12 protein-coding genes are annotated in these 13,585 nt (G+C 47.8%); 7 read left to right on the plus strand and 5 right to left on the minus strand.

Going from position 1 to position 13,585, the window contains the following annotated elements:
- Positions 1–58 precede the first annotated feature (58 nt).
- Positions 59–991 carry a LysR family transcriptional regulator gene (locus BMY75_RS07290; protein WP_074831848.1) on the plus strand — a complete coding sequence of 311 codons (933 nt, stop codon included), beginning with the start codon at positions 59–61 and terminating at the stop codon, positions 989–991.
- Positions 992–1,204: 213 nt separating this feature from the next.
- Here the strand turns inward: BMY75_RS07290 and gdhA are convergent, their stop codons facing one another.
- Positions 1,205–2,554 (minus strand): NADP-specific glutamate dehydrogenase, encoded by a 1,350-nt coding sequence (gene gdhA, locus BMY75_RS07295; protein ID WP_074831852.1) that lies wholly within the window; start codon positions 2,552–2,554, stop codon positions 1,205–1,207.
- An 861-nt stretch (positions 2,555–3,415) separates the two neighbouring features.
- Here gdhA and BMY75_RS07300 point away from each other — a divergent pair.
- The 3 genes from BMY75_RS07300 to BMY75_RS07310 are packed head-to-tail and all read left to right on the plus strand — an operon-like array spanning position 3,416 to position 7,576.
- The gene (locus BMY75_RS07300; RefSeq protein ID WP_074831854.1) at positions 3,416–5,260 is read left to right on the plus strand and encodes a PIN domain-containing protein; all 1,845 of its coding nucleotides are present in this window, start codon (positions 3,416–3,418) and stop codon (positions 5,258–5,260) included.
- A gap of 56 nt (positions 5,261–5,316) precedes the next feature.
- The gene (gene uvrC / locus BMY75_RS07305; protein WP_074831857.1) at positions 5,317–7,161 is read left to right on the plus strand and encodes an excinuclease ABC subunit UvrC; all 1,845 of its coding nucleotides are present in this window, start codon (positions 5,317–5,319) and stop codon (positions 7,159–7,161) included.
- 4 nt (positions 7,162–7,165) lie between these two features.
- A complete protein-coding gene (locus BMY75_RS07310) occupies positions 7,166–7,576 on the plus strand; it encodes a peptide deformylase (protein ID WP_074831860.1) in 411 nt (136 codons plus the stop codon).
- 460 nt (positions 7,577–8,036) lie between these two features.
- Here BMY75_RS07310 and BMY75_RS07315 read toward each other — a convergent pair whose 3' ends face one another.
- From BMY75_RS07315 to BMY75_RS07330, 4 genes are all read right to left on the minus strand, one after another.
- Positions 8,037–8,840 (minus strand): hypothetical protein, encoded by an 804-nt coding sequence (locus BMY75_RS07315; protein ID WP_074831876.1) that lies wholly within the window; start codon positions 8,838–8,840, stop codon positions 8,037–8,039.
- 2 nt (positions 8,841–8,842) lie between these two features.
- Positions 8,843–9,619, minus strand: a complete 777-nt coding sequence (locus BMY75_RS07320) for an EFR1 family ferrodoxin (RefSeq protein ID WP_074831877.1) — start codon at positions 9,617–9,619, stop codon at positions 8,843–8,845.
- Between the two features lie 4 nt (positions 9,620–9,623).
- Positions 9,624–10,313, minus strand: a complete 690-nt coding sequence (locus tag BMY75_RS07325; protein ID WP_074831878.1) for a DUF2461 family protein — start codon at positions 10,311–10,313, stop codon at positions 9,624–9,626.
- 71 nt (positions 10,314–10,384) lie between these two features.
- Complete coding sequence (locus tag BMY75_RS07330) at positions 10,385–10,741, minus strand: hypothetical protein (RefSeq protein ID WP_139199747.1); 357 nt, start codon at positions 10,739–10,741, stop codon at positions 10,385–10,387.
- A 149-nt stretch (positions 10,742–10,890) separates the two neighbouring features.
- Here BMY75_RS07330 and BMY75_RS07335 point away from each other — a divergent pair, with 149 nt between their 5' ends.
- The 3 genes from BMY75_RS07335 to BMY75_RS07345 all read left to right on the plus strand — a co-directional run bounded on the left by BMY75_RS07335 (position 10,891) and on the right by BMY75_RS07345 (position 13,527).
- Positions 10,891–11,358, plus strand: coding sequence for a GNAT family N-acetyltransferase (locus tag BMY75_RS07335; protein ID WP_074831880.1), 468 nt, complete (start codon positions 10,891–10,893; stop codon positions 11,356–11,358).
- Positions 11,359–11,372: 14 nt separating this feature from the next.
- Positions 11,373–11,846, plus strand: a complete 474-nt coding sequence (locus BMY75_RS07340) for a hypothetical protein (protein ID WP_074831881.1) — start codon at positions 11,373–11,375, stop codon at positions 11,844–11,846.
- A gap of 64 nt (positions 11,847–11,910) precedes the next feature.
- On the plus strand, positions 11,911–13,527 hold the full coding sequence (locus BMY75_RS07345) for an ABC-F family ATP-binding cassette domain-containing protein (RefSeq protein WP_024857420.1): 1,617 nt from the start codon (positions 11,911–11,913) through the stop codon (positions 13,525–13,527).
- The last annotated feature ends 58 nt before the right edge of the window (positions 13,528–13,585 follow it).

Here is a 13,585-nt window from a genome sequence, read left to right on the forward strand (position 1 = left end):
AATATATTGTATAATATACATGACAATATGTACTTTTCGATATAACGGAGGGATAACAATGAATTTGACGCATCTTCGGTACATTGTGGAAGTCGAGCGGCTGGGATCGATAACCAAGGCTGCGGCGGCGCTTTATATGGGTCAGCCCAACCTTTCAAAGGCTATAAAAGAAATGGAACACGAAGTCGGGATACCGATATTCAAGAGGTCGGCAAAGGGCGTAGTGCCCACGGACAAGGGCAAGGAGTTTTTGCAGTACGCTAAAGCCATACTCGTTCAGCTTGACAAGATGGAAAATCTTTACAAGGACAATGTCAGCAACAGGGTGAGCTTTTCTCTGCTTCTGCCACGTGCAAGTTACATCACTCACGCTTTCACCTGTTTTCTGAACAGGGTATCTGACAGGCAGGCGATGGACATCAAGATAAAGGAAACCAACTCGATGGAGGCTATAAACTCGGTGGTGGAGTGCGAATACGATATGGGCATAATCCGCTATCCCATCGCATACGAGAGCTTTTTTCTGCCGCTGCTTGAAGAGAAAAATCTCACGATACACAACAGCTGGGAATACGACTATGTGCTGATAATGAGTGCGGACAGCCCTCTTGCGCAGGAGACTGAGATAACCGAGGAGACCCTTGAAAAGTACATCGAGATACTTCACGGCGACAATACCGTGCCGAATATATCGGCGGTATATCAGAAGAAAAATGCAGACCTCAATCCTCACAGGCGGCATATATATGTTTACGAAAGGGGCAGTCAGTTTGATATACTGTCGGATTGTCCCGAATCGTATATGTGGGTATCGCCCATGCCCCGGGAGATACTCGACCGCTGCAAGCTGGTTCAGCGCAGCACGCCGAATATCCGCAAGACCAACAAGGACGTGCTGATATATCAGTCCAGCTATCGTCTGAGCGCGACGGACAATATGTTTGTGGACGAGCTGGAGAAAGTTCGCAGAGAGATAAGTGTATCGGAATGATCTTGGCTTGATGATATATTCGCGATATTATTTATACTATTATAATAGTATAGTTTGCTGATAGCATAATCTAACGGGAACTGCTAAGGAAACAAAGTACGCGCTTTGCTTCCTTGGCAGTTCCCGTTATATTGCTTTTCGCAAAAAAATATACCCGTCATCACTGACGGGTATATCCGATATATAAGGACTATATAGTTTAAATGGCTAGTATTATACCACGCCCTGAGCCTTCATAGCCTCTGCTACCTTCAGGAAGCCTGCGATGTTTGCACCTGCTACAAGGTCATCGCCCAGACCGTACTCGTGTGCTGCCTCGATGGAAGCAGAGAAGATGTTCTTCATGATCTGATGCAGCTTAGCATCAACTTCCTCGGAAGTCCAGTTGTATCTCATGGAGTTCTGGCTCATCTCGAGGCCGGAAACTGCAACACCGCCTGCGTTAACTGCCTTGGAAGGAGCTACGATAGCGCCGTTCTCTCTCAGGTAGGTAACTGCCTCAGCTGTTGTAGGCATATTGGAAACCTCAACATAGTACTTAACGCCGTTTGCGATGATGTTCTTAGCATCCTCGATAGCAACCTCGTTCTGAGTTGCGCAAGGCATTACGATGTCGACCTTCTGCTCCCAAGGCTTCTTGCCTGCGAAGAAAGGTACACCGAACTTGTCAGCGTAATCCTGAACTCTGTTTCTGCAGGAAGCTCTCATCTCAAGCAGGTAATCAACCTTCTCGCCTGTGATGCCGTCCTTATCGTAGATGTAACCGTCAGGACCGGAGATAGTAACTACCTTACCGCCCAGCTCGTTTACCTTCTTGATAGTACCCCAAGCAACGTTACCGAAACCGGATACTGCAAAGGTCTTGCCTTCGATGCTGTCGCCGAAGTGCTTCAGGAGCTCTACTGCATAGTAAACTGCGCCGTAGCCTGTAGCCTCGGGTCTGATCAGAGATCCGCCGTACTGCATACCCTTACCTGTCAGAACGCCTACGAATTCGTTTCTGATTCTCTTGTACTGACCGAAGAGGTAGCCGATCTCTCTGCCGCCTACACCGATATCACCAGCGGGAACGTCGGTATCTGCGCCGATGTGCTTGCAGAGCTCAGTCATGAAGCTCTGGCAGAATCTCATAACTTCAGCGTCAGACTTGCCCTGAGGGTCAAAGTCGGAACCGCCCTTGCCGCCGCCCATAGGAAGGCTGGTCAGGCTGTTCTTGAAGATCTGCTCGAAGCCCAGGAACTTGATAACGGAAGCACATACTGTGGGGTGGAATCTCAGACCGCCCTTGTAAGGTCCGATAGCGGAGTTGAACTGGATACGGAAACCTCTGTTTACCTGTACCTTGCCGTTGTCATCAACCCAGGGAACACGGAACATTACCTGTCTCTCAGGCTCAACTATTCTGTCGAAAACGCCTGCATCGATAAGATCCTGTCTCTTGTCAGCAACAGGAACAAGGCTCTCAAGAACCTCATATACTGCCTGGTGGAATTCCTTCTCACCGGGGTTTCTCTTCTCGACCTGCTCGTATACCTTCTGGAGGTACTCATTCTTCAATGCCATTGTAAAAACTCCCATCTTAAATAAATAAAAATTACCGTCAGAGTCCGACTACGGCGTACACTTGTACGCTCCGGACTCACACTGCCCTATTATTATAGCACACTCTTTTAGGTTTTGCAAGTCTAGAAACGCAAAATTTCAGATTACCTGTGAATTTTAGTACATTCGGAATAATTATCGCAAAATAGCTCTTTATATTTATGCAAATAGTCGGAATAGTTCTGTAGTTTTGAGATTGTAATTATACTCGATATCTGTGATTCGTATTATCAAAAAGCCTATTTTACGTACATTTGTATAAAAATGAATTTCAACTTATCTATTCTTGCAAAATTAGAATAATACCGACATCGGGATATGTCAGCGACGACAATATATGATGATATTTGACAGAGAATATCTGTAATATGGGTCATAGTGGAAAAATTTTCCCGTATAAGTACGAAAATATATCCCGATATCTTTACATTTTGCATTTTATATGGTATAATATCGGTGACGGGGCTATATTTGCTCCGAATCCGAAACGGACGCGGCGGTGTGTTCTGTTACTGCGGCAGCACGGAGTTATTTATACCGACTGACATATATCCGGCTTAACCTATGCCATAGCCAGAGCATAAGTCGGGCATTATATGTGATACATAACAGCGGCGGTCATAGGCAGAATATCTGCGTGATATGACTCCAAAAGTATCACATTATCCAAAGCGGATACTTTCCCTTTCGCACAGGTGCGCATATACCTTATATGTGCGTTGAGGGACAGACGCGGGAATGTCTGAACGGTAGGGAGATTCTGTGTGAGCCTGCGATGTACGGTACACTGCCTTTCCGTAACACACCGAAAGGACAAGACAGATGAAAATTTATCTTATCGACTTTGAAAATGTGAAGTCAAAGGGTCTGACAGGCATCGACAGCCTGACCGAGTATGACCGCGTCATCATTTTTTACAGCGAGAACGCGGACACCATCAATTTTGAGATGCACCAGAAGGTGCTGATATCCAAAGCCGAGGTCGAGTATTTCAAGGTACACGTGGGCGGCAAGAATGCACTGGATTTCCAGCTTTCAACACTGCTGGGATATCTTGTGAGCAAGAACTATTACAGCCATATCTTCGTTATCAGCAACGACAAGAGCTTTGATTTCCTGCATGATTTCTGGCACGGCAAGTACATAGCCGCTCCCGACTGCATCGTATACCGCACCAAGACAATTGCGCAGGCTATCAACTATGCAGGCGGCAAAAAGCAGCCTATCCCAGACGATGACGATGATACGGATACAACTGTATTTGCAAGCACTGAGGCAGTTTCGGAAAGCGAGCAGGATAAGGAAACTCCCGCCGCCGAAGCAGAGCCTGTGAAGAAAGTTCCCGAAGTAAAGGAAACTGCGCCGGTCAAGGAAACAGCTCCTGCAAAGCCTGAACCCGCAAAAGTTCAGACCGAGAAGAAAGAACAGCCTTCCGCAAAGAGCGAGACTTCGGAAAAGGCTGTTGTGATGAGCGCCGACCTCACCGAGAAACGTGCCGCTAAGCCAGCGCCCAAGCAGGAACCCAAAAAGGATAAAGCTCCCAAGCAGGCGAAGAATAATGCTCCCGCCAAGGAAGAGGAATTCACCATCAGCGCCGAGGAGCTGAATGCTCTGGAAGCTTCATTCAGCGCTTATTCCATCATTGATGTCAAGAAAGCCGAAAAGGCTGAAAAGCCAGCAGAGAAGAAAGCCGAGCCCACTCCCGCGGCAAAGCCTGCCGAGGTGAAAGCAGAGGTCAAGGAAGAACCTGCAAAGGTCGAAGCTCCCAAGACTGAAACTCCAAAGGAAGCACCCAAAGCTGAACCTGCAAAGGAAGCTCCTAAGAGCGAAAAGCCAGCAGACAAGCAGAAAGTTCAGACTAAGGGATTTTTCGCGACACTGAAAGAGATCATGAAAAAGACCGAGTGCAAGGCTGAGATGATCAACCACGTATCTCAGCTGCTGATAAATTCCGATACCAAGGAAGAATTCCACAACTTGCTTGCCAAGGATTACAAGCAGGATGCCACCGAGCTTTACAAGCTACTGCGCCCTAAATATCTCCGTCTGAAAGAGATGTACGCAGCAGAGCACCCCGAGTATGTCAGCCCTGATACAGTGACTGTTCAGCCCGCAGAGGAAGCTCCCAAGGCAGAAGCAAAAGCCGAGGTCAAGGAAACTGCTAAGGCTGAAAAGGCAGAGAAAAAAGAAGTTCCTGCTGAAGTACCTGCAAAAGCAGAGGAAGAAGTCAAGACTGTCGCTGAGACTGTGACCGAAAATGCTGAGGAAGTTGCGGAGAAAGCTCCTGCCGCTGAGGAAAAGCCCGCAAAGAAGAAGACCAGAACTTCAAAGGCAAAGAAATCCGATGAGGGCAAGACCACAAAGTCCGAAAAGACCGAAAAGTCTGCGAAGACTGCTAAAACTTCAAAGACACGCACAAGCAAGAAATCTGCAAAGGCTGCCGAAAAAGCCCCCGCAGAAAGCGTATCGGAAGACAGGCTCGAACAGCTTCTGGACGGCAAATGTTCAACCGATGAAGTCGAGCTGATACGTCAGCTTTTCAGGGAAGTTCCCTCAAGACAGCAGCTTTATATCCGCATGATAAAGCTCTTCGGCAAAAAGAACGGCTGTGTATATTACAGCGCCATAAAAGAGGAATACAGCGCTATCAGCGAAGCGATAAAATGATGAAATGACAATATCCCCTGTCTGCGGACGGGGGATAATTCTTGAATGGAGGATATATGTATATCACCGAAGAACATAACCCTCGCTTGCCTTTTCTGCGGGACAAGACCTCGAAGCTGACAACTTCGCCCGGGGTCTACATCATGAAAGACAAAAGCGGGAAGATAATATACATCGGCAAAGCGAAGAATCTGCACAACCGCGTGACTTCCTATTTCCGCAAAGGGCAGGATCATCTGCCGAAGGTGTGGAAGATGGTTTCCAACGTGAACGACTACGAGTTCATCGTGACTGACAGCGAGTTTGAAGCGCTGGTACTGGAATGTTCGCTGATAAAGATGCACACGCCGAAGTACAATATCCTGCTGAAAGATGACAAGGGCTATAGCTATATCCGTGTGACAAATGAGCCATATCCGCGTATTCAGGCAGTTTTGCAGAAGACCGATGATGGCGCGGAATACATCGGACCATATACCAGTTCATTCACGGTGAAGCAGGCTGTTGAGGAAGCAAATAAAGTTTTCAGATTGCCTACCTGTACAAAAATATTCCCGCGTGATATAAAAAAAGAACGTCCCTGCCTTAACTACCATATAAAAAGGTGCATGGGTGTATGTACGGGTCATTTCAACGAAGAAGAATACCGTAAGACCGTGGCGCAGGCTGTGGACTATATCAAGAACGGCTCGGTGCAATCGGTAGAGCGGCTGACCGCTGAGATGGAGCGTGCCGCGGAAGATCTTGAATTCGAGCTTGCCGCAAAACTCAGGGATAGGATAAATGCCATAACTAAAGCCGCCGAGAGCCAGAAAGTCATCGACGAAACTATACCGGACTGTGACATAATCGCCATATCCCAGAACGTGGATATCGCCTGCGCCAGCGTTATAATGTACCGCGGCGGCAGACTGACTGACAAGGCAGATTATTTCCTGGGTGAACGTGCCGAACCCGCCCAGATGATGGAAGAGTTCGTGCTGAGTTTCTACGCGATGAAAGAAGATGCGCCAAAGAACGTCCTGCTGTCGGAAGAACCTGCGGATATTGAAATGCTGGAGCAGTATCTCCGCGAAAAGTACAGCCGCGCCGTATATGTAAGTGTACCAAAAAGAGGACATCTGACCAAGTTGTGTACTCTGGCAAAGAACAATGCCAACGAGTTCATATCCGTCCGCGTTGGCAGAACAGGTCGTGAAGTCGCAGGGCTGGAAGAACTTGCAAGGGCGCTGGGCATGGAAAAGCCGCCGAGATTCATCGAGTGCTACGATATATCCAATCTGGCATCGAGCGATATGGTGGCGGGTATGGTGGTATTCGAGAACGGCAGACCTTGTAGAAAATTCTACCGCAAATTCAGCATAAAAACAGTATTCGAGCAGAACGATTACGCCTGCATGACCGAGGTCATCGAAAGGCGTTTCGCAGAATATAAAAAAGGCGAGGACGAGGGCTTTTCTCAGCTTCCCGACCTGATACTGCTGGACGGCGGAAACGGTCATGTAAACACTATCAGACCAGTACTGGAACGGCTGGGGATAAAAGTTCCGCTGTACGGTCTGGTAAAGGACGACCGTCACCGTACAAGAGCGATAGCTACAGGAAACGGCGAGATATCTCTGCTGAAAAGCCGCGGGGCTTTCGCGTTGGTGACGCAGATACAGGACGAAGTTCACCGTGTTGCGATAAGCTATCAGAAATCAAAGCGAAAGAAAAGCTCTTTCACGCTTGAACTGACACAGGTCAGGGGCGTGGGGGACAAGAAAGCCCAGAAACTTCTGCGGGAATTCAAGACAAAGGAAGCGCTGAAAAAAGCGTCTTTAGAAGAACTGCGGGCTGTGGCGGGAGTAAGCATGGATACCGCCCAAGAGCTTAAAAAGATAATAGATGAAATGAGTTGATGATATGGTAAGAGAGATAGTTCACGACGTTCTGTTTTTGAAGCAGAAGTCCACAAAAGCAGATAAAAACGATATGCAGATAGTCACCGACCTGAAAGACACGCTGAAAGCCAACCACGACAGATGTGTTGGCATGGCAGCGAACATGATAGGGTACAATAAACGCATAATAATTTTTACGGCAGGCATCATGGATATCGTGATGATAAACCCTGTGATAGTGAAAAAAGCTCAGCCTTACGAGACCGAAGAGGGCTGTCTTTCGCTGACAGGCGTGCGTAAGACCAAGAGATGGGAAAAGATCACCGTTGAATATCAGGATACCGATTTCAATAAGAAGCGTGGGGAATTTACGGGATTTGTAGCGCAGATAATCCAGCATGAGTGTGACCATCTTGAGGGGATAATTATATAACGTAGAATCACCAATAGATAGCTTATGGTCAAAAGGTCCTCGGCCGGACGGGCCAATTTCGCGGCAACAACCCTGTGCGCCAAACATAATATGCCGCGAATCAAAGAGCGCTGAAATAGAACAGCGCACTTCCAACCATGTCAAAAAGGCGCGGCACGCGGTCGACGCAGTCACCGCTAACAAAAATCCGAGCGTGAACAAATCTTGTGTTCACGCTCAAACTATTTGCGGATATTATTGCCGCTCCCGAAATCAACAGCGCCAGCACAGTCGAGCAGTCGCTGTTAGTTGATGACTCGACCCGCGAAACAATGGACGAAAACCATCAAACTACTGACCAAAGCAAATATCCGAATCAATCACACCATAAAAAAACACCCCGAAGCAAGTAAAAATACTTCGGGGCAAAGATTAAATATCTGTATCAAGCCCATCCACATAAGGACAGTTTTTTGTACACTTATTTTTCCGAGTCTTCCTCAGCAGCCTCGGATTCCTCTTCCGCCTCATCACCAAGGAATATCTCTTTCTGCATATCTTTCAACTCATCGTCTTTAAGCTCTTTGCCGTCGATAGTTATGCCCTCAGCTGTGATATCCTTGAAAATGAATCCGTCATGCTCTACGTTCACCGTGACTTCCGCAGATATTTTGCCGTGTCTTCCGCTGTAAACCAACTCATAGATATCCCCAGAATGTGTGCAGTCACATTCGTAAGCACCATCATCGAACCAGCTTTCCAGCATCTTTCCTACAGTCTTGTCATCGTCAGATGTATCAAAGCCCATCACCGATACAGGGGTGTTCTCCAGCCTGTCCGGAACGTTCTTCTCGTTCACCGTCAGTCCCTGAACAAATCCGTTCGAGAATATAGCCGCCGCAGTAAGTATCACCAAAACAGCGCACTTTGTTGCTCCCGCTCTTCTCATCTTGTCTCTGCGGTACAGGTAAAGCGGAGGTATCCACACCGCCTTTGCAAGACTTTTACGTGCAGTATCATCAAGGACGTCAGCATTATTAAGGTCATAGTGTTTAAGGTCAGCCCGACAGCCGAAGAATATCATGAATATCACTGTCAGCCAGAGCACCGCACCGGAATACTTATCCACCGCAAAGCTCTCCAAAACTATACCTGCCAGAGGCAGTAAAGCAACACACCAAAGTCCGCCGCCCACCGAGCGCTCGCCTCTTGCAAGCCTGGGCTTCAGCTGAAATTTCTGCTCGGGCGAATACTGCCAGCTGAACTGCATATTATTAAGATCCATCTTTAATATTTGTACCTCCAAGTGATATTAGGCTCTCTGTGGCAGTAATATCTGTCCCTGCCCACAGTCCGCCTGCCGTACTCTATAGCCTTAGTCGGACAGCCGTTTATGCAAGACATGCAGTGCATACATTTCTCGCCCCATACAGGTCTGCCGCCTACCAGACTTATGCTGCCGTAAGGACAGGCTTCAACACATTTGCCGCAGCCCACGCATTTGTCCGTCGCCCTGAATTTTCTGCTTGAAACGCAAGCTCCGAAAAACCATGGGTTCACCAGCTTCGTCAAAGGCTTCAGCAGCTTCATATCCAGATGATCTTTCAGAACTTCTCCTCGGGATATGGTATTCACGATGGATACTATCTCGCTGTCCGCCATGCGGTAGATATGCCTGCACTCATCCTCTTTCGGTGGCTTGTACATGATGATATAGTTCTCGGGCATAGGCACGCCCGCAAATCCCATGAAAGTCATGCCTTTTTTCTCGCATATCTTTTTGAGATACTTTGCCGCGTCCCCTGTCTGAGATTCGCAGGTCGCAACAAAGTATACCTTGTCGCTGCCCCAGAAATCAGAACGTTCCAGAAAGCCCTCCACCAGCGGCGGGAATCTCCAGGCATATATGGGCGCACAGATTATGTAGGGCGCCTTTGAATAGAACTTCGTCTTAACGCCCGTCTTTATGTATTCTCTCATATCCTTGACTTCATTGTGCAGAAGCTCGCCTATAACCTCTGCCACATAACGGGTATTGCCCGTACCGCTGAAATATAAGACCATCTTCTCACCTCGTCTTCTCAGAATCCTCCGCCGCCACAGCTTCCTCAGCCTTTATGAAAAGCTCATACACAGGGGCTATCTTCTCGAAATCCGCCGCCACCCTTTCGCAAAGCTTGTCCCCGAAAAACAGCTCGGGGTCATCACTGGAATGTAGCACCACGGGATTTCTCCTGTTCAGCCAGTTCTTGTACCTTACGGGTTCATTGGGGTACCTGTCACGCTTGTAAGGCTCACCGTCAAGCACAAGGCTGTCCTGACTTTCATAAGCGTCTATAGCCTTCACCGCCGTTTTGTCGCGGTTGAGTATGTACATACGCACCTTTTCCACCACAGGCGAGGGTATGTTGTAATACCCGCAGCCCCAGCCCAGATCATCGGGACTTATCCAGAAGAAAAATTCAGGCTTGCTGACGAATCTCTCTTTCGGGCGCATAAGGGAGAACCATATGCTTTTCCTGAAAAACATACCGTCCCTGATAAGCCTTACGTCCCTGTATATACGGCTGACTTTCTTGGGCGAGCATACTATCCTGCTGTCGATACGCCCCATAAGCGGCGTAAGATATTCTATCATCTCCCGCATGGGAACAAGTATCTCCCTCTCGTAGGTCTCCTTGTTCGCCTTGAACCATTCCTTGTCATTACGGGTGTAGTTTTCAAACAAAAACTGCGGTGCATTAGGTGTGAAAGGCATAACCGTTACCTCTGCTTTCTTGTCATCGTCTTCTCTTTTTCACGTCTCTCGTCCTGCGTATCCGACCCCTGTCAGGTCATAACGAAATAATCGTCCTCACACTCGCCGTCCAGGCTGTAAATGCAGTAATATTCGGCAAATTCAGGGCTGCTGTCCTTTTGGTAAACATCAAGATCAACCTTGATGAAATCACGGCTGAACTTTTTTGATACCACAAAGGAATACCCATAAAGCCTGACTTCCACCTGATCTTTGTCCGTCAGCCCATACTCTCGGCTTTCCTCTCTCGTTATATCGTCTGTAAGATAGTTTTCAAAGCACACCCAGAAACTGTCAAAAGTCCGCTTCACCAGATCATATCTTTCAACTATCTCATCAAGTTCATCTCTCAGCATATTTCCTCCCTGATCTACGGCACATGGGGTCATACGTCTATTCAGATATATTATAACCTATTTTTCCCAAACAGTCAACAGCTTTATTCAGATTTGAGTTTTTTCCGTATGATTTGCCGATTTACAAAGCTATCGTAAAATGTTATAATTTTAAAGTATTATATTATGCGGAGGTGTGTACTGTGGCGATAGAATTCAAGCGCGCAGACCTGAGTGACCTTGAAGCCCTTGTTTCATCAAGGATAAAAGTCCTCATAGCGGCAAACAAGCTTCCCGAGGATACTGATATGTCACTGATAGAACAGCAGTCCCGGGATTATTACAAGCAGTCCCTTGCAGACGGCACCCACACAGCCTATCTTGTTTATGACGGTGATGATATCATCGCCGCAGGAGGAGTAAGCTATTACAGGGTAATGCCCACCTGCGATGTCCCCACAGGCAGAAAAGCCTATATCATGAATATGTACACCGACCCCAGATACCGCAGACAGGGCATAGCCTATAAAACTCTGTCCCTGCTTGTTGAGGACGCTAAATCAAAGGGTGTTGATTTCATCTCTCTCGAAGCCACGGATATGGGCAGACCTCTCTATGAGAAGTTCGGCTTTGTGGGTACGCCCCATGAGATGATACTTCCGACAGAATGACAGGAGGAATGTAAATGTACAAATATTCGGACAATGATATGAACCATTTCTCTCTTCATGACTGCCGTGCCACCAAACTTGCCATCGGCGACCATAGTCTGACTTTCGAGTTTGAGGACGGCTACTATATCTGCGGCGGCACAATGCTGAACCAGTACACAGGCAGGTCGGAAGTCAGCTTCACAACTCCATCCGACAAACCCGACAGGAACATCAGCATATATGTGTTCGAGTATCTTGATACCGATGAGGACAGCGAAGAAAGCAGGGCGATAAGAACCTCCATACCCTTGGATAAATTCATCGGACTGCTGAACAACGGCGCACAGCTGGAATTTCTCGATGAATACAGCGGCTATGAAAAATTCTTCTATGACTGCGTGCTGTGGTACCCGAAAGGGGAAGTCCCCCGCACTGCGGACTGTCAGATATTCATCAGAGCAAAGGATATCACCTACCGCTGGAACGAGGTAAAGACCGAAGGATAACAGCGTGAAATTTCGCTGTATTATAAAAGTAAGTAAAGTATATTATGTTAAGGAGTAAAGTAAAATGATAACAGTTTCAAACGTCAGCCTTTCCTTTGGAGGGCAGCTGCTTTTCAAGGATGTTGACCTTAAATTCACAAACGGCAACTGCTACGGCATAATCGGCGCTAACGGCGCAGGCAAATCCACTTTCCTGCGCATACTCAACGGCGAGCTTGAACCCACAACGGGTGAGGTCGCTATCACCAAGGGCGAGCGCCTTTCAGTGCTGAAACAGGATCACTTCGCATTTGACGAGTATACCGTTCTGGACACAGTCATCATGGGCAACAAGCGCCTTTATGATATCATGCAGGAAAAAGATGCACTCTATGCCAAGGAAGATTTCTCCGAGGAAGACGGCGACCGCGCAGGTCAGCTGGAAAGCGAATTTGCCGAGCTCAACGGCTGGGAAGCTGAATCCGATGCTTCCAAGCTGATACAGGGTCTGGGTCTTTCCGAAGATCTTCTCTATCAGCAGATGGCAGGACTTTCGGGTAACGAGAAAGTCAAGGTACTGCTGGCTCAGGCACTTTTCGGCAACCCCGATATCATCATGCTTGACGAGCCTACCAACCATCTGGATATCGATGCTATCCGCTGGCTTGAAGACTTCCTCGCAGATTACTTCGGTACAGTACTCGTTGTCAGCCATGACAGACACTTCCTCAACAATGTCTGCACACACATCGTTGATATCGACTACACCAAAATAAAGATGTACGTGGGCAACTACGAATTCTGGTACGAATCCTCACAGCTGATGCAGAGACTTATCAAGAACCAGAACAAGAAAGCTGAGGAAAAGATCAAGGAACTCCAAGAGTTCATCAACAGATTCTCAGCTAACAAGTCCAAATCCCGTCAGGCTACTGCGAGACGTAAGCTTCTGGATAAGCTGAGCGTCGAGGAAATGCCCGCATCATCAAGAAAGTACCCATTCATCGGCTTCAACATCGACCGCGAGCTGGGCAAGGATATACTGAAAGTCAACAACGTTTCCAAGACTGTTGACGGCGTAAAGCTTCTCAATAACGTCAGCTTCACCCTCTCCCGCACCGACAAGGTGGCATTCATAGGCGAAAGCGAACAGGCGATAACCGCACTCTTCAAGATACTCGCTGAGGAGACCGAGCCTGACGAGGGAACTATCAAGTGGGGCGTTTCAACTTCACGTTCATATTTCCCTGTTGACAACTCCGAGTATTTCAACGGTCACACCGAGAGCATAGTTGACTGGCTCCGTCCCTACTCTACTTCTGAGGTAACAGACACATTCCTCCGCGGCTTCCTGGGACGTATGCTGTTCTCGGGCGACGAGATATACAAGCCTGTTGAGGTACTCTCCGGCGGCGAAAAGGTAAGATGTATGTTCAGCCGAATGATGCTTTTCGGTTCAAACGTTATACTCCTCGACCGTCCTACCAACCATCTCGACCTCGAATCCATCACCGCTGTGAACAACGCTCTCCGTGATTTCAAGGGTGTAGTTATATTCGCCAGCCACGACCACGAGATAGTACAGACCGTTGCAAACCGCATCATCGAGATAACTCCCGATGGCTGTATCGACCGTGCAGGCACCTATGAAGAATTCCTTGAATGGAGAAGAGAGCAGGGCATGAAGTCCTTCATCGAATAACTTTTTTAATTCATAACTATTGGCAGTGGCGCGAGTGTTGCGCCTTGTATCCAAAGAG

The sequence above is a fragment of the Hominimerdicola alba genome, from assembly GCF_900109655.1.
In the GTDB taxonomy this organism is placed as follows: domain Bacteria; phylum Bacillota; class Clostridia; order Oscillospirales; family Ruminococcaceae; genus Hominimerdicola; species Hominimerdicola alba_B.

Coding starts and splice junctions, on each gene's coding strand:
- BMY75_RS07340 (WP_074831881.1), top strand. CDS start 11,373: ATGTACAAATATTCGGACAATGATATGAACCATTTCTCTCTTCATGAC.
- BMY75_RS07345 (WP_024857420.1), top strand. CDS start 11,911: ATGATAACAGTTTCAAACGTCAGCCTTTCCTTTGGAGGGCAGCTGCTT.
- BMY75_RS07330 (WP_139199747.1), bottom strand. CDS start 10,741: ATGACCCCATGTGCCGTAGATCAGGGAGGAAATATGCTGAGAGATGAA.
- gdhA (WP_074831852.1), bottom strand. CDS start 2,554: ATGGCATTGAAGAATGAGTACCTCCAGAAGGTATACGAGCAGGTCGAG.
- BMY75_RS07310 (WP_074831860.1), top strand. CDS start 7,166: ATGGTAAGAGAGATAGTTCACGACGTTCTGTTTTTGAAGCAGAAGTCC.
- BMY75_RS07320 (WP_074831877.1), bottom strand. CDS start 9,619: ATGGTCTTATATTTCAGCGGTACGGGCAATACCCGTTATGTGGCAGAG.
- BMY75_RS07315 (WP_074831876.1), bottom strand. CDS start 8,840: ATGGATCTTAATAATATGCAGTTCAGCTGGCAGTATTCGCCCGAGCAG.
- uvrC (WP_074831857.1), top strand. CDS start 5,317: ATGTATATCACCGAAGAACATAACCCTCGCTTGCCTTTTCTGCGGGAC.
- BMY75_RS07290 (WP_074831848.1), top strand. CDS start 59: ATGAATTTGACGCATCTTCGGTACATTGTGGAAGTCGAGCGGCTGGGA.
- BMY75_RS07300 (WP_074831854.1), top strand. CDS start 3,416: ATGAAAATTTATCTTATCGACTTTGAAAATGTGAAGTCAAAGGGTCTG.
- BMY75_RS07325 (WP_074831878.1), bottom strand. CDS start 10,313: ATGCCTTTCACACCTAATGCACCGCAGTTTTTGTTTGAAAACTACACC.